Origin of the sequence: Qipengyuania marincola, from assembly GCF_029688625.1 — a bacterium.
In the GTDB taxonomy this organism is placed as follows: domain Bacteria; phylum Pseudomonadota; class Alphaproteobacteria; order Sphingomonadales; family Sphingomonadaceae; genus Qipengyuania.
The window spans coordinates 606379-623117 of sequence record NZ_JARULC010000002.1 but is presented as its reverse complement, the minus strand read 5'-3'; the positions used below and the strand labels follow the sequence as shown (position 1 = coordinate 623117).

Annotated in this window: 16 protein-coding genes and 1 tRNA gene; 4 read left to right on the top strand and 13 right to left on the bottom strand. The window is 63.3% G+C overall.

The window, feature by feature from the left end:
* Positions 1-68 precede the first annotated feature (68 nt).
* Both P8Q88_RS08330 and panC read left to right on the top strand, forming a co-directional pair.
* Positions 69-842, top strand: coding sequence for a CsgG/HfaB family protein (locus P8Q88_RS08330; protein WP_278323386.1), 774 nt, complete (start codon positions 69-71; stop codon positions 840-842).
* 78 nt (positions 843-920) lie between these two features.
* The gene (panC, locus tag P8Q88_RS08325) at positions 921-1772 is read left to right on the top strand and encodes a pantoate--beta-alanine ligase (protein WP_278323385.1); all 852 of its coding nucleotides are present in this window, start codon (positions 921-923) and stop codon (positions 1770-1772) included.
* A 164-nt stretch (positions 1773-1936) separates the two neighbouring features.
* On the opposite strand, the gene P8Q88_RS08320 is transcribed toward panC, so the two are convergent.
* The 9 genes from P8Q88_RS08320 to pepN all read right to left on the bottom strand — a co-directional run bounded on the left by P8Q88_RS08320 (position 1937) and on the right by pepN (position 11632).
* Positions 1937-2010, bottom strand: a tRNA-Gly gene (locus tag P8Q88_RS08320).
* A 91-nt stretch (positions 2011-2101) separates the two neighbouring features.
* A complete protein-coding gene (locus P8Q88_RS08315; protein ID WP_278323384.1) occupies positions 2102-2737 on the bottom strand; it encodes an OmpA family protein in 636 nt (211 codons plus the stop codon).
* Positions 2734-4602, bottom strand: a complete 1869-nt coding sequence (locus tag P8Q88_RS08310; RefSeq protein ID WP_278323383.1) for a cation:proton antiporter — start codon at positions 4600-4602, stop codon at positions 2734-2736. Before P8Q88_RS08310 ends, P8Q88_RS08315 begins: the two co-directional genes overlap by 4 nt.
* Positions 4603-4699: 97 nt before the next feature.
* Entirely contained in the window at positions 4700-5230 is a 531-nt protein-coding gene (locus P8Q88_RS08305; RefSeq protein ID WP_278323382.1) for an adenine phosphoribosyltransferase, read from the bottom strand.
* Between the two features lie 79 nt (positions 5231-5309).
* Positions 5310-6176, bottom strand: a complete 867-nt coding sequence (locus tag P8Q88_RS08300) for a cytochrome c1 (protein ID WP_278323381.1) — start codon at positions 6174-6176, stop codon at positions 5310-5312.
* Positions 6177-6194: 18 nt separating this feature from the next.
* Positions 6195-7511, bottom strand: coding sequence for a cytochrome b (locus P8Q88_RS08295; RefSeq protein ID WP_278323380.1), 1317 nt, complete (start codon positions 7509-7511; stop codon positions 6195-6197).
* 23 nt (positions 7512-7534) lie between these two features.
* Entirely contained in the window at positions 7535-8107 is a 573-nt protein-coding gene (petA, locus tag P8Q88_RS08290; protein WP_278323379.1) for a ubiquinol-cytochrome c reductase iron-sulfur subunit, read from the bottom strand.
* Positions 8108-8325: 218 nt separating this feature from the next.
* Positions 8326-8976: a peptidoglycan editing factor PgeF gene (gene pgeF / locus P8Q88_RS08285; RefSeq protein WP_278323378.1), complete on the bottom strand. Its 651-nt coding sequence runs from the start codon at positions 8974-8976 to the stop codon at positions 8326-8328.
* A gap of 4 nt (positions 8977-8980) precedes the next feature.
* Positions 8981-11632 carry an aminopeptidase N gene (gene pepN / locus P8Q88_RS08280; RefSeq protein WP_278323377.1) on the bottom strand — a complete coding sequence of 884 codons (2652 nt, stop codon included), beginning with the start codon at positions 11630-11632 and terminating at the stop codon, positions 8981-8983.
* 44 nt (positions 11633-11676) lie between these two features.
* On the opposite strand from pepN, the gene P8Q88_RS08275 reads away from it, so the two are divergent.
* Complete coding sequence (locus P8Q88_RS08275) at positions 11677-12462, top strand: Rossmann-fold NAD(P)-binding domain-containing protein (RefSeq protein WP_278323376.1); 786 nt, start codon at positions 11677-11679, stop codon at positions 12460-12462.
* On the opposite strand, the gene P8Q88_RS08270 is transcribed toward P8Q88_RS08275, so the two are convergent.
* Together P8Q88_RS08270 and P8Q88_RS08265 are read right to left on the bottom strand one after the other, a co-directional pair.
* Positions 12446-13381: a DMT family transporter gene (locus tag P8Q88_RS08270; RefSeq protein WP_278323374.1), complete on the bottom strand. Its 936-nt coding sequence runs from the start codon at positions 13379-13381 to the stop codon at positions 12446-12448. The genes P8Q88_RS08275 and P8Q88_RS08270 overlap by 17 nt on opposite strands.
* On the bottom strand, positions 13378-14373 hold the full coding sequence (locus P8Q88_RS08265) for a threonine aldolase family protein (RefSeq protein ID WP_278323373.1): 996 nt from the start codon (positions 14371-14373) through the stop codon (positions 13378-13380). Before P8Q88_RS08265 ends, P8Q88_RS08270 begins: the two co-directional genes overlap by 4 nt.
* Before the next feature lie 51 nt (positions 14374-14424).
* On the opposite strand from P8Q88_RS08265, the gene P8Q88_RS08260 reads away from it, so the two are divergent.
* Positions 14425-14724, top strand: coding sequence for a GNAT family N-acetyltransferase (locus P8Q88_RS08260; protein ID WP_278323372.1), 300 nt, complete (start codon positions 14425-14427; stop codon positions 14722-14724).
* On the opposite strand, the gene P8Q88_RS08255 is transcribed toward P8Q88_RS08260, so the two are convergent.
* Both P8Q88_RS08255 and P8Q88_RS08250 read right to left on the bottom strand, forming a co-directional pair.
* Positions 14707-16239, bottom strand: coding sequence for a PH domain-containing protein (locus P8Q88_RS08255; protein ID WP_278323370.1), 1533 nt, complete (start codon positions 16237-16239; stop codon positions 14707-14709). The two genes, P8Q88_RS08260 and P8Q88_RS08255, sit on opposite strands and share 18 nt — an antisense overlap.
* On the bottom strand, positions 16236-16700 hold the full coding sequence (locus tag P8Q88_RS08250; RefSeq protein WP_278323369.1) for a PH domain-containing protein: 465 nt from the start codon (positions 16698-16700) through the stop codon (positions 16236-16238). The genes P8Q88_RS08255 and P8Q88_RS08250 overlap by 4 nt, the downstream gene beginning before the upstream one ends.
* Positions 16701-16739: the final 39 nt, after the last annotated feature.

The window sequence follows — 16739 nt, the reverse complement described above, 5'->3', positions numbered from 1 at the left end:
GGGCGCATCTTGCAGAGCGGCACTGGCAACGGCCAGCCGCATCATTCGAAGATGGAAAGGGGGTTCGTATGAAAGCCCATGCACTCGCAGCAATGGCATTGATCTCCGGCTTCGCTATCGCAGCCGAGCCGGCCGATGCGCAGGGCCGTTCGTCAGGTCGGCAGGCACAGGATCGCGCGACGATGGAGATCCCGCGATGCACGCGTAATCTTGGCACCGTCGCAATCGTCGAGCCGGATAACCAGTGGTGGCGCGAATTCAATCTTGGCAGCCCAGAGGCAATCCTGCGCGTATTCGTCCAGCGCTCCGGGTGCTTCACCCTAGTCAATCGTGGACGGTCCATGCAGAGCCGCGCGATGGAACGTGCCCTCGCGGAGCAGGGGGAACTGCAGGAAGGCTCCAATCTCGGCGGCGGACAGGTGAAGGCCGCGGATTATTTCCTCCAGCCTGACATCGTCAGCGCGAACAGCAATTCGGGGGGTGGCGGCGGCGTGCTCGGAGGCGTCGTGGGCGGTCTTTTCGGCCGTGCCGCGGGCGCGCTGGCGGGCGGCATCTCGGTCAAGAAAGGGGAAGCAAACGTCACCTTGTCGGTTGTGAACGCCCGGACCACCGTGGAGGAAGCGCTGGTGGAAGGCTATTTCCGCAAGAAGGACCTTGGCTGGGCAGCCGGAGGGGGTCTGTTCGGCCGCGGAGGCGGCGGAGCGGGTGGCTTCGGCAGTTACGAGAATACCGCCATCGGGCAGATCATCGTACTCGCCTATCTCAATGCCTACAGCGACCTCGTCTACCAGCTCGGCGGCCTGCCGGTGGATGCGGCCGCAGCAGCGCCCGAGGCGCGCTGAAATCTAGGGTCTTGCAGGGGAGAAGGGACGGAGCCACAAGCACGGCACCGTCCCTTCTCCCCTGGCCGGAGCCTTTCCGTGAAGACCATTTCGACTCTCGCCGAGCTGCGGCAAACCACGCCGACCTTGCGCAGCAAGGGGTCTCTTGCTCTCGTCCCGACCATGGGGGCGCTCCACGAAGGGCATCTGACGCTCGTGCGCTTCGCCCGGCAACGGGCCGATCACGTCGCCGTGTCGATTTTCGTCAATCCACGCCAATTCGGCGCGGGAGAGGATCTCGACGCCTATCCGCGCCAGCTTGACCGCGATAGCCGGCTGTTGATCGCTGAAGGTGTGGACCTGTTGTGGGCACCGCAGCCTAGCGAAGTCTATCCCGAAGGCTATGCAACCAACATCTCGGTGGCCGGCGTGAGCGACGGGCTGTGCGGCGCCAACCGGCCCGGCCATTTCGATGGTGTCGCGACTGTCGTGTGCAAGCTGTTCAATCAGGTTCGCCCGGACATCGCGGTGTTCGGCGAGAAGGACTGGCAACAGCTGGCAGTGATCCGGCGGATGGCGCGAGATCTCGACTTCGTGCGTCCCCATGTCGATGCGATCCTCGGGATGCCGATCGTGCGCGAGGAGGACGGTCTCGCGATGAGCAGCCGGAACGCTTATCTTTCGCCGGACCACCGCGCGCGAGCGGCTGCCTTGCCCAAGGCGATGCGCGATGCGATCGCAATTCTCGCAGAAGGCGGAGGGGTGGAGCGCCCCCTGGGGAATCTGCGCGAGACCCTTCACGTCGCCGGCTTCGACAGCGTCGATTATGCCGAAATCCGAGACGCGGACAGCCTGGCTCCTCTCGATCGGGATAATGGAAATGCGCGCCTGTTCGTCGCTGCAAGGATCGGCGGAACGCGCCTGATCGACAATATGCCGCTGGCTGTCTGACGCCCTGTCCCCCGACTGTGTGACTGCCGCGATGCGGCGCTGCGGACTATCGTAGAATCATCGCGAAGAGCCCTCGGGCCCTTCCGGGATCGCAAGGGGTCGGGTGTTCCGCACGCAAGCCGTTCGGGCATCCGGCCTTTTTCTCATATCGCGATCGGAAAGGGTGGAGCGGGTAAGGGGAATCGAACCCCTCTAGCCAGCTTGGAAGGCTGGAGCATTACCACTATGCTATACCCGCATCTGCGCGCCCGTGGTCGGTCGCGCCAAGCAGCAGGCCCTTGCCACCGCAGCGCGCCATTCGTCAATACGGAGCTTCTGCCGAGACCTCGTTATTGCGACTGCTCAGCCTGTTCGCCGCGCTGCGCCTCGACCTCGTCTGCGATTGTTTCTGCGATGGTGGGTTCGCCGCTGGCGGTATCGCTTTCGGCACCCTCGCCCGAGGATTCCACGAGGATCTCGACCCTGCGGTTTTGGCGACGGCCCTCCTCATTGGGCGATCCGTCGGGCAGCGCATTGGGTGCCACGGGGTTTTGTTCGCCGAAGGCGATGATCTCGATTCGCTCTTCATCAATACCGTTTTCGACCATGAAGTTGCGGACAATTTCGGCCCGTCCCTGCGATGCGCGCAGATTGGCTTCATCGCCGCCCCCCGAGTCGGAGTGACCGCGCAGGATAATCGCGCCGCCCTGAGCAACTTGCGGGGATTCGACAACGGTGGCCAGCTCGGCCCGTGCCGCTTCCGAAAGTCCGGAATTGTCAGGGAAGCCGATCGTCGTCTCAAGTGGTCCCAGAGCCGCCTCGGTCTCGGTTGGCTCCGTGCCTGATCCGTCGACAAAAATGGAACGGGGTTCATCGCTAGGCGTCGGCTGGGGCGCCGGATCGGGCTCCCGGTCGCCGCATGCGGCGAGCATCGCCACGCCAAGCCCCAAGCCGAACCATTGCTTGATGGCCATTACAGTCCTCATGCCGGAGCCTCCTTGCCGTCTTCGCGCGGCTTTTTCTTCTTGTTTGCCCGCTTGGCAGCCGCATCTTCAGGGCTGCGGTCCTGCGGCGGGGAAAAGCTGATGATCGTGTCGCCTGCACGCGGCTCGGGCCTCGCGGCGTGAGTGAAAAAGCGGATCGTGCCGTCTTCACGCATCAGCAGCAGCATATTGGCTGCGTCCGGCAGTCGCTCGCGTGCGGCCTCGAAATCAAACTCGTCGGACAGCTTCGTCTTGCGGAATACCCAGCCTTGGGCACGGCGCTGGTTGACGTCTTCCACGCCGAAGCCGGATTCGAACAGGGCGCGACCCCGCAACCCGATGGGCAGCGCGTGCTTGTCGTCGCCATCCGCGGATTCGCCGAGCTGGAATACCTTGTCACGGCCGATCTCATGGGCAAATTCATTGCAAACGAGCGCATTATACGCCTCGTTTTCGGTTGCCGCGACAAGGTTCTGGTAGGGCGCTAGTTCAAGATTGTGCTCGGTTGCCTCATTGAGGATTTCGCCGTGATAGAATGGCACGCCCTTCTGCCGCGCGAGGCCGAGACGTTGCCAGCTGGCATCGACGATCAGCACCGGGGCTTTCAGATCGCGCATCTGTTCGGCCAGCGCAATCGTCCATGGTGTACTGCCGACGATCAATATGCCTGGGCGTGTCGCGCCTTTTACCTTCAGCCAGCGGGCGACAAGGTCGATCGTGAAACCGTGGGCCACGATCGTGACCACGACGACCGCGAAGCTGAGGCCGATCAGCAGGTTTCCGTCGCTGAATCCAAGCTCCGACAGGCGCAGGGCAAACAGGCCAGAGATGGCAACCAACACGATACCGCGTGGCGCAATCCAGGCGAGGAAGAGCCGCTCGTTCCACGGAATGCTGGTGCCCAGCAGGCTGAGGAGGATGGTCGCCGGCCGCACGAGGAACAGCAACGCGAGCAGGAAGAGGCCAATTTGCCAGTTCATGTATCTGATATCGGCCGGCTCGAGCGAAGCGGACAGCAGGATGAATATCCCCGACACCAGGAGAACAGCCACGTTCTCCTTGAACGGATGAATGCTCCTCAAACTGGAGACGTTCATGTTGGCGAGCGCCACGCCCATCACTGTCACCGCGACAAGGCCTGCCTCGTGCTCGATGAGATTGGAGATCACGAAGACGCAGATGACGGTCGTGAGCAGTACCGGGACCTTCAGATATTCCGGCACGGCACCGCGCGGGAAGGACCACGCAATCGCCAGCGCCGCGACATAGCCGATCAGGCCGGCGATCACGGCCGCAATGATGAGCGGTGGCACCACTTCGAACAGGGTCGCATTCGGGCTTTCCGCGACTTTGCGGAAATACTCATAGGCGACAACCGCGCACAGCGCGCCCGTGGGGTCGTTGACGATCGCTTCCCATTTGAGGATCGAGGCGGGACGCGACTTGACCGAACTCTGCCGGAGGAGCGGGATGACCACGGTGGGCCCGGTTACGACCAGAATGCCGCCGAACAGAATCGCGACTTCCGGGGCAAGGCCGGCAATATAGATGCCAGCGAGCGCACCAAACAGCCAGCCAAGGGCTACGCCGACTGTCGCCAGGCGAATGACCGCGCGACCGGTGTGGCGTAATTCGCGAAAATCGAGGCTCAGGCCGCCTTCGAACAGGATCAGTGCGACCCCTACTGCCACCATCGGTTCCAGCAGGCTGCCGAAAGCATGCTCGGGATCGAAAACGCCGAGAACCGGCCCCGCCATGAAGCCTGCGGCAAGCATGAGCACGATGGCGGGCCATCCGGTCCGCCAGGCAAGCCATTGCGCCCCGATACCGAGGATGCCGACCATCGCTATGACAAGTGTTTGTTCCATGCCCCTCGCAATTCCGCGGCCTTAGTCGTGCCTGTGCCGCGCTTTTGTGTCACCCTTGAATGCCCGAGCGGCGTAAAATATCCAGGCCGGCCCCTTGCTACTCTCCCTCAAAGGCCATCAACGCGCGGACGGAAACCGCTTCGTCGGTGAGCGAACGGCTGCCGCCAAGGTCGGGAAGATCGATGACGAAGGCGGCTGTATCTACTTCGGCACCGGCCTTGCGCAACAGGGCTGTCGCGGCGCGCGCAGTCCCGCCGGTGGCGAGCAGGTCGTCGACGATCGCGACGGTCTGGCCCGGCGATATGGCGCCAGGATCGAGCTCCAGCCGGTCCATTCCGTATTCGAGCTCATAATCGACCCCGATAACATCGCAGGGTAACTTGCCCGGCTTGCGGATGGGGAGAAACGGCAGGCCGAGGCGAGCCGCCACTGCGGCGCCGAAAATGAAGCCGCGCGCCTCCATCCCGGCGATGGCGCTGTTTCCAGCCACCTGGCTCGCGAGCCAGTCCACGCTGGCTGAAAATCCGGCGCCATGCCCGATAAGGGTGGTGATGTCGCGAAACTGGATGCCGCTTTTTGGAAAATCAGGGATCGTGCGAACCAGCGCCTTGAGTTCGTCAGGCGTCATGCGTTCGATAGTCCGAACGAAAAAGCCCCTCGCATCCCGAGGGATGGAGGGGCGCTTCGAATGGTGGTTTGGGCGAAGATCAGTCCGACTTCTTGTTCTTCTTCGGCTTCACCGCCGCCCAGATCTGGTTTTTCGACAGATAGGCGAGGACGGTGGCGAACAGGAGGAAGATCAGGACCGGCCAGCCGGTCTGCTTGCGCTGGATGAGAGTCGGCTCGGCCGTCCAGGTCAGGAAGGCTGCCACGTCGATCGACATCTGCTCGATCGTCGCTTCGGTGCCGTCGTCATAGGTCACCTGCCCGTCCATCGTGATCGGCGGCGCCATCGCGAGGTTGAGATTGGGGAAATAGGGGTTGTGATAAAGACCCGGTCCCGGAGCTGCTTCGGGATGCTCTGCCAACAGTTCGGCGCTCGGCTCCTGGTAGCCCGAAAGAAGCGAAGCCACGTAATTTGTCCCATCACCGCGCGCCTTGGTGATCAGCGAAAGATCGGGCGGGATCGCATTGTTGTTGGCAGCGGCCGCAGCGACATTGTTCGGATAGGGCGAGGGGAAATAATCGGTCGGAAGACCCGGCCGCGTCGTTGCCTCGCCAGTGTTCGGGTCGATGCCGGGCACCTGCTTAGCGGCGGCATAGGCTTTCACCTGGCTCTCGTCATAGCCAAGCTCCGACAGGTTGCGGAATGCCACATATTTCAGGCTGTGACATGCCGAGCAGACCTCATCATAGACTTTCAGACCGCGCTGAAGCTGCTGGACATCCCATTTGCCAAAGGGACCATCGAACGAGAAGTCGAAGTCGCGCGGTTCTTCGTACGGCAGATGCTCCGCCTGACCCTCGGTCACGAATGCGATCACCCCGGGAACCAGCGACCAGAACAGGACGGTGACCGCCAGACCGATACCGATCAGGATGGCGACAACACGGATGCTGAGAAGCTTTGTCATTATCTTTCTCGTACTCGCTTAGACGGCCGGCGAAGCATTTTCGCCGAGCACGGCCTTCTTGTCCGAGCCGAGCACGGCTTCGGTAATCGAATAGGGTAGCGGCTCCGGCTTCTCGATCTGCCCGACGATCGGCAGGATGACGAGGAAGTGCAGGAAATAGTAAGCCGTCGCCAGCTGGCTGAGCATGACATAGGGCTCTTCCGCCGGAGCGCCGCCGCAGATGAACAGCACGATCATCGCGGGGATCAGGCCGAACCAGAAGAACTTGCGGAACAGCGGACGATAGTGGCCGCTGCGCACCGGCGACTTGTCGAGCCAGGGCAGGATGAACCACAGCAGGATGGAGCCGAACATAGCGAGCACGCCGAGCAGCTTGGCCTCGATCAGAACCACGCCGGTGAACGGAATGGTGAGATCGCCGGTAAAGGCGCGCAGGATCGCGTAGAACGGCCAGAAATACCATTCGGGTACGATATGCGCGGGGGTCGAAAGCGGGTTGGCCTCGATATAGTTGTCCGGGTGGCCCAGAGCGTTCGGCAGGAAGAAGACGAGGCTGAAGAACACCAGCAGCGCCACGCCGAGGCCGAAGCCGTCCTTCACCGTGTAATACGGGTGGAAGGGCAGCGTGTCGCTCTCGCTCTTGATCTCGACGCCGGTCGGGTTCGACGAGCCCGGGATGTGCAGTGCCCAGATGTGCAGGATCACACAGCCCGCGATTACGAACGGCAGCAGGAAGTGCAGGCTGAAGAAACGGTTCAGCGCGGCATTGTCGGGCGCATAACCGCCCAGCAGCCAGATCTGGATCGGCTCGCCGACCAGCGGGATCGCGCCGAACAGGCCGGTGATGACTTTGGCTCCCCAGAAGCTCATCTGGCCCCAGGGCAGGACATAGCCCATGAAGGCGGTCGCCATCATCAGCAGGAAAATCGTGACGCCGAGCAGCCAGATCATCTCGCGCGGGGCCTTGTACGAGCTGTAATAGAAGCCGCGGAAGATGTGCAGGTAGACGACGATGAAGAAGAAGCTGGCCCCGTTCGCGTGGGCATAGCGCATCAGCCAGCCCCAGTTGACGTTACGCATGATGTGCTCGGTCGTCGCGAAGGCGACCTGCGCGTTGGCGGCATAATGCATCGCGAGGATGATGCCAGTGACGATCTGCAGCACGAGGAAGAAGCCGGCAAGGACGCCGAAATTCCAGAAATAGCTGAGGTTTCGCGGCACGGGATAGCCGGCGCCAACCGCATTGTAGACGAGGCGCGGCAGCGGCAGCTTCTCGTCGAGGAACTTCGTCACCCCGTTGGAGGGGGTATATTCCTTGGCCCAGGGAAAGCTCATACTCGTATCTCTCGTCTCTTGGCTCAGCCGACCTGGATGGTGGTGTCGGAGGTGAAAGTGTATTCCGGCACTTCGAGATTGGTGGGCGCCGGACCTTTGCGGATACGCCCGGCGGTGTCGTAGTGCGACCCGTGGCAGGGGCAGAAATAGCCGCCGAATTCGCCCTTCACCTCGCCCTCGGCGGCGCCCAGCGGCACGCAACCGAGATGGGTGCACACGCCCATGGTCACCAGCATGTCCTGATGACCTTCCTGCGTGCGGTCGGCGAGAGTTTCCGGATCGCGCAAGGAGCTGGCAGGCGTGGCATTGGCCGCAGCGATTTCTTCCGGCGTCAGGCGACGCACGAACAGCGGCTGCTTGCGGAACACCGCCTTGATCGCCTGACCCGGCTGGATTGCCGACACGTCGACTTCGGTCGTGCTGGCTGCGAGCACGTCCTTCGACGGCGCCATCTGGCTGATTAGCGGATACAGCACTGCCAGACCGCCGACGCCGGCCGCGCTGACCGCGGCGATGTCGAGGAAGTCGCGACGGCGCACGCCATCGCCCGTATCTTCGGTCGTTTCTGGATTTGCGGTTGCAGCCGTATCTGCCATCAGCGCTGTGCCTTGCCTGCTTTTCGACGCAAGGGCCGCCGATCGGGCCGCCCCTGCCAATCTCACCTGATACCGTTCGCCTGGCGAGCCCAAACGCAGATCGAAGAAGGATGCGTGCGTGAAAGCCCCGGGCAAGCCGGTTTGGCTGGGCCTCTAGCGGCTCCGCGCGCCCTTGCCAACCGCGATTTTGGCAAGCGCTGTGCTGTGCCATGCAATCATCAGCGCAGGCCAATCACGCTCAATTGCCGCCCATTGGTTTCTTCACCGCGATGGGTCGCCCGGCGAAAGGAATGGAAGCGCGCTGGCTGGGTGTAGGTATCCTCGCCACAATCCTCGATCGTCCCGACACCGGCCTCGCCCAGACGGTGGGCGGCATAAGCCGGAAGATCGAACTGCCAGTGTTGCGGGCGCCCACATTCGAAGAAGCGCGCCTGTTCCTTGGCAGTGAAGCGGTTGCGAAAGGCTTGGTCGACCTCGTAGCTGGCCTGTGCGATCGTCGGTCCGATAACCGCCACCATCCGTTCCGGCTTGGCGCCAACCCGCTGCATCGCCTCTACCGTATTCTCGAGCACACCGCTCACTGTGCCGCGCCATCCAGCATGCGCTGCGCCAACTACGGCCGCTTCGCTGTCATACAGCAGTACCGGCGCGCAATCGGCGGTGACGATGCCGAGCAGAAGGCCCGGCCGATCGGTCACGATCGCATCGGCTTCAGGCGCAGTCGCCATCGCATCCTGTGCGAAGACTACATGCGCAGAATGCACCTGGCGCACGCGGACGAGAACGCCGTCGGGCAAGATACCAGCAAGGTCGAGTTCCTCGCGCGTCGAAAACGCGTGTGGCACGCCATCCAGGGCGGACGATGTCACGACTTCAGCCAAGCGAGCGAGTGACCTGTTCGTAGGTGTCGCGGGACAGCTTCGGCGCGGCGGCGATCCGTTCCAGCTGTTCGCGCATAAGGGCGGAACGGCCCGATTCGATCCGCCGCCAGCGACCGAGCGGGGGTACGAAGCGCGCCGCGGTCTGCGGATTGATCGGATCGAGCTCGAGAATGAGGTCGGCAATCAGGCGATACCCTTCCCCGCTCGCATCGTGAAAAGCGTGGGGATTGCCTGCAAATGCCATGTAGAGCGACCGCACGCGATTGGGGTTCTTCAGCGTGAATTCGGCGTGATCGGCCAGCGACTTCACGTGCTCTATCACCTGGGGATGAAGGGAAGATGCCTGAAGCGCGAACCATTTGTCGACCACAAGTGCATTGTCTCGATGGCGATTATAGAAATCGAGCAGGCGGGTGGTGCGTTCGGGGCTCTGCGTACCGGCAAGCACCATCAGCGCGCCCTGCCTGTCGGTCATGTTATCGGCCCGGTCGTACTGGTGGGCCGCAAGCTCGACCGCTTTTTCCGGATCGCTCGCCGCGGCCAGAACCAGCACTTGCGTCTTTACCTTGCGCGCACCGCGCGCAGCCAGATCGAGTGAATATGGCAATTGTTCGGCCCGGTCGTAGAGCCGATGCAATTCCTCGCGCAGACGTCTCCCGAGCTGCGCCTTCAACGCCTCGCGCTCCTCGTGTATGCGGCCTGGATCGGCGACCAGCATCTGTTCTGCAAGATAGGTCTGGCTCGGAAGCATCATCAATTCGCCACGCATCAGATCGTCCAGCGCGCCATCCGTCAGCACGGCGCGCATAGCCCCGGCGATATCTCCGACTGCCGCTTCGCGCTGGTCTTCGGCGAGGCCACCACCTGCCGCGGCCACCAGATAGCCGGCCATCAGTTCCTGCATCGCCTCGTAGCGGGCGAAAGGATCATCGTCGCGTGCCGCCAGAAAGACGAGATCGTCGCGCGGAATGTCGCGGTCGATCGTGACCGGCGCGGAAAATGTGCGGTTTATCGACAGGACCGGCGGCGCATCGAAGCCCTCGAACGTCAGTTCGCGCCGTGCCTCGTCGAGCACCACGAGCTCTTCTCCACGATGGGAGCCGCTGCTGCGATCGAACAGAGCGATCTTGAGCGGGATCGGCATCGGTTTCTTGTCGGATTGGCCCGGCGTGGGGGGCACGCTCTGCGAGAGTTCGAGCCGAGCGGTCTGCCCTTCATGCGTCAGGCGCGCCGTTACCTGGGGCGTGCCGGCCTGCGAATACCACAGGCGGAACTGCTTCAGGTCGAGCCCTGCGCCATCCTCGATCGATGTCACGAAATCTTCGCAGGTCGCGGCCTCGCCATCATGGCGTTCGAAATAGAGATCGGTCCCTTCACGGAAACGTTCGGTGCCCGCCATGGTGCGCATCATGCGTATGACTTCGGCACCCTTGTTGTAGACCGTCGCCGTGTAGAAGTTGTTGATCTCGCGATAGGAATCCGGCCGGATCGGATGCGCCAGCGGACCGGAATCTTCTGGAAACTGGACGCTGCGCAAAATACGGACGTCCTCGATCCGCTTGACCGGTTCGCTGCCCATGTCGGCGCTGAACAGCTGATCGCGCAGGACCGTAAAGCCTTCCTTGAGGCTGAGCTGGAACCAGTCGCGACAGGTGATGCGATTGCCTGACCAGTTGTGGAAGTATTCGTGCCCGATCACGCCCTCGATGCCGTCGAAATCGCCGTCGGTCGCGGTTTCGGGGTCGGCAAGCACGTATTTCGTGTTGAAGACGTTGAGGCCCTTGTTCTCCATCGCGCCCATGTTGAAATCGCTGACGGCCACGATGTTGAACAGGTCGAGATCGTATTCGCGCCCAAATGTCTCTTCATCCCATTTCATTGAACGCTTGAGGCTTTCCATCGCATGCTCGGTGCGCGGCAGGTCGCCCTCGCGCACATAGACGTTGAGTTCCACCTTGCGTCCGCTCATCGTCGTGAAATGGTTGGTGCGCGCCACAAGATCGCCCGCGACGAGCGCGAAGAGATAGGACGGCTTGGGCCAGGGATCGTGCCATTCGGCCCAGTGCATCTCGCCCTCCTCGCCTGTATCGACGCGGTTCCCGTTGCATAGCAGCACCGGAAGTTGCGCCTTCGGACCGCGCATGCGCACGGTATAGGTCGACAGGACGTCGGGCCGGTCCGGGAAGAAGGTGATTCTGCGAAACCCCTCGGCTTCGCACTGCGTGCACAACATGTCGTTCGAGGCGTAAAGCCCCATCAGCTGCGAATTGGATGCGGGCTGGATCTCGGTCTCGATCGCGATCTCGTGCGCGCCAGCGGGTAGGGTCAGGATCAGGTCGTCGCCGTCCATCACGTAGCTCTGCGTCGGCTCGCCGTCGACCTTGACGCTGGCAGGCTGCAGTCCGTCGCCATTCAGCCGGATAGTGGGCGAAGGCGCGACTTTGTCGTTTGGAGCGACTGTGAGCGTTGCGCGGACGCGCGTGCTTTCCAGACCGAGATCGAAATCGAGCCGCGTCTCGGGGACCAGCCATGCGAAAGGCTGGTAATCCTCGCGTCGGATAGTGGCCGGCTCCTGAGGCGAAGGCGCGGCATCGGCCATCTCGTGATTGCCGTCGGGTGTGGCAGGCGTGCGGGCGATATCCATGGGAATTTCCTGTGCTTTCGCGGATCGTGAGCTAGAACGCCCCGATGACCCGAATGTTCATTTTCGGTCTCGGCTACACGGCCAAGCGGATTGCGCAAGCGCTGCGCGCGGCAGGCTGGGCGATCGAGGCGACAGGCAGCGACGGAAGCGTCGCATTCGACGATAATGCTGCGGTCGAAGCGGCCCTGTCGCGTTCGAGCTATGTGTTGAGCTCGGTCCCGCCAGCGGACGGCAGCGACCCGGTGCTCGATCGCTATGCGGGGGCGCTGGCCGGCAAATGGCTCGGCTATCTCTCCTCGACCGGCGTCTATGGCGACTGGCAGGGGGCCTGGGTCGACGAGGCGGTACCCACCGGCGGCGGCCGACGGACCGCGCGAAGCGAGTGCGATTCGCGCTGGCTGGACCACGGCGCGCGCGTTCTTCGCCTGCCGGGCATCTACGGACCCGGGCGCAGTGCCTTCGACCGGATCCGCGGGGGTAAGGCGCATCGCATAGACCTGCCGGGGCAGGTCTTCAGTCGTGTGCATGTCGACGATATCGTCGGCGGGGTCATGGCTTGCCTCGAGAGCGATGCTCCGCCGGGTCCGTATAACCTGGCCGACGATCTCCCAACGAGCCAGAATGCGGTGATCGAGGAAGCCTGCCGCCTGCTGGACGTGCCACCGCCGCCGCTCCAGACGATGGACGAGGCCGACCTCTCGCCAATGGCGCGCGGATTTTATGCGGAAAATCGCAGGGTCGCGAACGGCAAGGCAAAGCGGGTACTGGGCTGGAAGCCTGCCTATCCGACCTTCCGAGAAGGTCTCGCTGCGATCAAGGCTCAGGAGTAGCACGCCGTGGCGGCGGCGCGGCGCGGCCCCGCATGGCCACGACCATGCCGACCAGCGTGATCGCGGCTCCCGCAGCCGGGAGCGGGCCCCAGATGAACCCCTCGAACAGCGTCGACAGGATCATTGCCACGACCGGCACGATCACGGAGCTATAGGCTGCCTTCCCCGCGCCGACCTTGCGTACCAGGCCGTAATAGAGCGGGAAGGTCACGACCGAACCTGCAAGGCCCAGATACAGTATGCCGAGTGTATAGGCCGGGCGCTGGTCGAACACGGGCGGTCCGGAAACCAGTAGCGCGAAGCTGGCATTGATCGCCACGCCGACCAGCATTGCCCATGCCAGCAGTGTCAGCAGCGGCTGCCGCTTGGCACCTTCCGTCGCCTGGACGATATTGGCCACGCTGGCCGCGAGAATACCGCCAATCGTCAGAACTGCGCCGGTCAGGACTTGGGCCAGAGTCGCGGGCGAGGCGCGATATTCCTGCGCAAATAGCATGGCGACGCCGATGGCCGCGATGGCAGAGCCCAGCACGAACTCGCGGCTGATCGGCTGGCCGAGGAAAATGCGCCCCAGCACCGCATTCGGCACCACGAGCAAGGCGAACATTACCGCGACCAGCCCCGAGGTAATGAACCGCTCCGCATTGTAGACGAAGCCGAAATTCAGCGAGAACTGGAACAGGGCGAGCGCAAACACCCAGCGCCAGCCGCCGGGCGCGATGCGCAGGCTCTCGCCGCGAAACACGGCAAGCGCGAACATGCCAAGCGCCGCCACGATGAAGCGATAGGTGATCGACCAGGCCGGCGGGACCGACGAAATCTGGTCGCGGATGACGAGCCACGTCCCGCCCCAGATCACGCTGACGAGCAGGAACGCGCCGAAGTTACGCGGCGTGAAGAGGCTTTCGCCGGAACTCATAGGTCGGCAATTGCCCTGGCGAGTGCGCGAGCATCTTCTTCGCGCGTATTCCACGCGGTCACGAAGCGTGCCGCATCGCTGCCCCAGTCGTAGAAGCCGAACCCTTGTTCGCGTAGCGTTTCGCGCTCTTCCGGCGTGCAGCGAACGAACAGCTCATTCGCCTCGACCGGATGCATCAGGCGCTCGCCGCAGGCCCGGGCGATCTCGGCTGCGGCGGTGTTGGCGGCGCGGGCGTTGGCGAGCCACAGGTCTTCGGCAAGCATGGCGTGGACCTGCGCCGCGAGAAACCGCCCCTTCGATTGGAGATGGCCCGCCCGTTTGCGGCGATAGCGCGCGATATCGGCGGCTTGCGGATCGAAGAACACGATCGCTTCGGCGCTCATCGCGCCATTTTTCACGAAACCGAAGCTGAGCGCATCGACCGGTCCGGCGGCCTCGGCAGCACCGCAATCGAGAAAGGCAGCGGCATTCCCGAACCGCGCGCCATCCATGTGCAGCGCGAGACCGCGTTCCTTGGCCAGCGAGGCAATAGCGGCGATTTCGCCCGGCCGATAGCTGCGGCCGTATTCGCTCGCCTGCGTTATGGAGATCGCGTGCGGCTGGACCTGATGCACATCGTCACGGATCGGGTCGATGACCGCGCGGATGGCGTCCGGCGTCAGCTTGGCGCCCTCACCTTCGGCCAGAAGCAGTTTTGCGCCGTGCAGGTAGAACCCCGGCGCCCCGGCTTCGTCCATTTCGATATGCGCTTCCTTGTGACAGACCACGCCGCCATGCGGCTGCACCATGGTCGCAAGCGCCAGGCAATTCGCGGCCGTGCCGGTTGCCACCCAGAGGCCGGTACATTCGCGGCCGAACAGGTCCGACAGCTTCTCGTCCAGCGCCGCGCTCAGCCTATCGCCATCATAAGGTGCATCGGCATCGTCGGCAGCGCGCATCGCTTCCCACACGGCAGGATGGACGCTGGCGGCATTGTCGGAAAGGAACTGCATCGGAACGCGCATAACCGCGCATGCATTGCTTGGACAGAAAGGAATTTGTGCATGAGCGAGAGCAGTGATGTGACGGTGGAGCGTCGCGGCAGCGAGGATCGGGGGGCCTATGTGGTCGACCTGCCCGGCGTGGAGCGACAGGCGGAGTTGACATGGGTCGCGCGCGGAAGCGTGCGCCATGCGAACCACACATTCGTGCCGCCCGAGATGCGCGGCAAGGGTATCGCCGGAAAACTGGTCGATGCGCTGATCGCGGATGCGCGCGAGCAGGATTTCAAGATCGCGCCCGACTGCTCCTATGTGGAAGCGGCTTTCCGCCGGAATCCGGAGTGGTCAGACCTGCAGGCTTGAACTCTCAGGCTCGAGCAATTCGGAAAAATCGGTCGTCGCGATGCTGTCGAGAATGGCCGTGCGCCATGCACGCGCGTGTTCGAGCGGCATGCCTTCGACCGCGAAACTGCCGCCCGCCAGGCCGAGATGCAGATCGGCATAGCCGCGCCGCCGCGCAATCGGTCCCTGACGCAATTCGACCGATTGCAGGCGGACGCGCGATCCGATCGTGAGTTTCGGGGCCAGCCAGCCGTGTCGGACATAGAGGAAGCGCTCGGCCAGCGCGTGCCGGTCGAAGCGATAGAGGTAGTATTCCCGGGCCGCGCCGAACACGCCGATCGCGAGGGGCACCAGCGCACTCCACCAAAAAGGCGAGAAGTACCAGACGGGCAGTGCTATCGCGCTCATGACTGCGAGGTCGATCAGGGCGCCATCCACGCTGGCCTTGGCGCTCCGGCGTGTCCATCCGATGTCGCTTGAAGGGAGCGAAAAGCCCGTGGTCGCCGTGATCGGGGCAATCTCCCCCAGTTGCGCGAAAGGCGCGGCCTGATGATTGGCGGAGCTGCTGTCGCTGGCGAGGCTGACCACGCTCAGCGCATGCCAGCCGAACAGGCGGCGGATAATGCCGGTCGTTACCTTGAGCGCCTGCACCCGATGGATCGGCATGACGACATCGGTGCGGGTCAGCAGTCCCCGGCGGCGACGCAGACCCTTGTCGGTCCGCTCAAGCCTGAAATCCCACTCGCGCAGCGCAGTGCGAATGATGCCGGTGGCAATGCCGACAACGGCGAGGATCAGGAGCGCGACTGCGATGCCGACGATTTGCGCCAGTGGCCCGAGACCTGCGAGATACTGCCCCGGCCCGGCGAGGCGTTCCTGCCAGCCGTCGATATCCCACAGATCGAAGGGCAGGAGAAAATCGAATTGCTGCGCAAGGCCGCCCAGTACCGCGACGACGGCGAGCGAAAATTCGAAGAGACCGAAGGTGATGACGCGCTGTGGCCCCATGGCGAACAGGACATCGCCTCGCGAGGTTTCTTTCGCTGCGCGTTCGACGGCCGGCTCCCGCCCGTCACGGCGTGCTCTGACCAGGTCCCGCAACCGGTCGCCCTCGCCCTGTGCGAGATAAGCGAGCTTGAGATCGTCGCCCCCGCCAGCTCCGGTTTCGAATTTAACCTCGACCAGACCGAACAGGCGCGGGAGTAGCTTCTGTTCGAGGCTGACATCCTGGATCCGCTCGTATGGCACGGAACGGGCCGCACGGGACAACAGGCCGCTCTCGACCCGGATGTCGCTGTCGCGCACTTCGTAGGTGAGCCGCGTCCATTGAAGATAGGCGAGCAGGAAGTTCAGCCCCACCACAACCACGATCAATGGGAGGAAGAACATGAGCAAGTCGGACAGGTCGCCATCATCAAGAATGGTCACGGCGCCGACACCGATCGGCACGACCAGCTGGGTGAGCATCGTCGCCGCCTTCACCGCGAAGGTTTTCGGGTGGGTGCGTTGCGGCTTGGCGACCGCCAGTGCCGTCATTGCGTATCGCGCCGGATCGCTGCGCGAATCTCTTCTCGCATTGCGTTTGCGTCCGCCTGGTTCAGTCCCGGCAGTGAAACCGATGCATTGTGCGAGCCCGCCGTATGCACTGTCAGCGTAGCGAGGTGGAAGAGACGTTCGAACGGGCCCTGATTTACGTCGATGTGCTGGACGCGGCCGAAGGGAACGACCGTGTCGGAGCGGAACAGGATTCCGCGGACCACGCGCAGGCGCTCCTCCGCCAGCATATAGCCGCGTGCCGCATAGCGCCGCATGGGTAGGCGAATGAGGAGCCAGAGCGATAACAGGATCGCAGGCACCCAGACGACGCCTGTCCAGCCAGGAATGGCCAGTTCTGCGACAGTCGCCCCCGCCACCAGCGCCAGCGAGACGATCGCAAATTGCAGGCGCAGCATCGAGGCATAGGCCGGGTCGAGCGGCGTGAGGGCGTCATCGTCCATGCCGTGCTAGCTAGGCAATACAGCACGGCGATTCAATTG

What these genes read in the sequence shown, in the direction of transcription:
- P8Q88_RS08255 (WP_278323370.1), bottom strand. Translation starts at nt 16,239, where the DNA reads ATGACGGCACTGGCGGTCGCCAAGCCGCAACGCACCCACCCGAAAACC.
- petA (WP_278323379.1), bottom strand. Translation starts at nt 8,107, where the DNA reads ATGGCAGATACGGCTGCAACCGCAAATCCAGAAACGACCGAAGATACG.
- pepN (WP_278323377.1), bottom strand. Translation starts at nt 11,632, where the DNA reads ATGGATATCGCCCGCACGCCTGCCACACCCGACGGCAATCACGAGATG.
- P8Q88_RS08270 (WP_278323374.1), bottom strand. Translation starts at nt 13,381, where the DNA reads ATGAGTTCCGGCGAAAGCCTCTTCACGCCGCGTAACTTCGGCGCGTTC.
- P8Q88_RS08305 (WP_278323382.1), bottom strand. Translation starts at nt 5,230, where the DNA reads ATGACGCCTGACGAACTCAAGGCGCTGGTTCGCACGATCCCTGATTTT.
- P8Q88_RS08315 (WP_278323384.1), bottom strand. Translation starts at nt 2,737, where the DNA reads ATGAGGACTGTAATGGCCATCAAGCAATGGTTCGGCTTGGGGCTTGGC.
- P8Q88_RS08275 (WP_278323376.1), top strand. Translation starts at nt 11,677, where the DNA reads ATGACCCGAATGTTCATTTTCGGTCTCGGCTACACGGCCAAGCGGATT.
- P8Q88_RS08250 (WP_278323369.1), bottom strand. Translation starts at nt 16,700, where the DNA reads ATGGACGATGACGCCCTCACGCCGCTCGACCCGGCCTATGCCTCGATG.
- P8Q88_RS08265 (WP_278323373.1), bottom strand. Translation starts at nt 14,373, where the DNA reads ATGCAGTTCCTTTCCGACAATGCCGCCAGCGTCCATCCTGCCGTGTGG.
- P8Q88_RS08300 (WP_278323381.1), bottom strand. Translation starts at nt 6,176, where the DNA reads ATGACAAAGCTTCTCAGCATCCGTGTTGTCGCCATCCTGATCGGTATC.
- P8Q88_RS08310 (WP_278323383.1), bottom strand. Translation starts at nt 4,602, where the DNA reads ATGGAACAAACACTTGTCATAGCGATGGTCGGCATCCTCGGTATCGGG.
- P8Q88_RS08260 (WP_278323372.1), top strand. Translation starts at nt 14,425, where the DNA reads ATGAGCGAGAGCAGTGATGTGACGGTGGAGCGTCGCGGCAGCGAGGAT.
- P8Q88_RS08330 (WP_278323386.1), top strand. Translation starts at nt 69, where the DNA reads ATGAAAGCCCATGCACTCGCAGCAATGGCATTGATCTCCGGCTTCGCT.
- P8Q88_RS08295 (WP_278323380.1), bottom strand. Translation starts at nt 7,511, where the DNA reads ATGAGCTTTCCCTGGGCCAAGGAATATACCCCCTCCAACGGGGTGACG.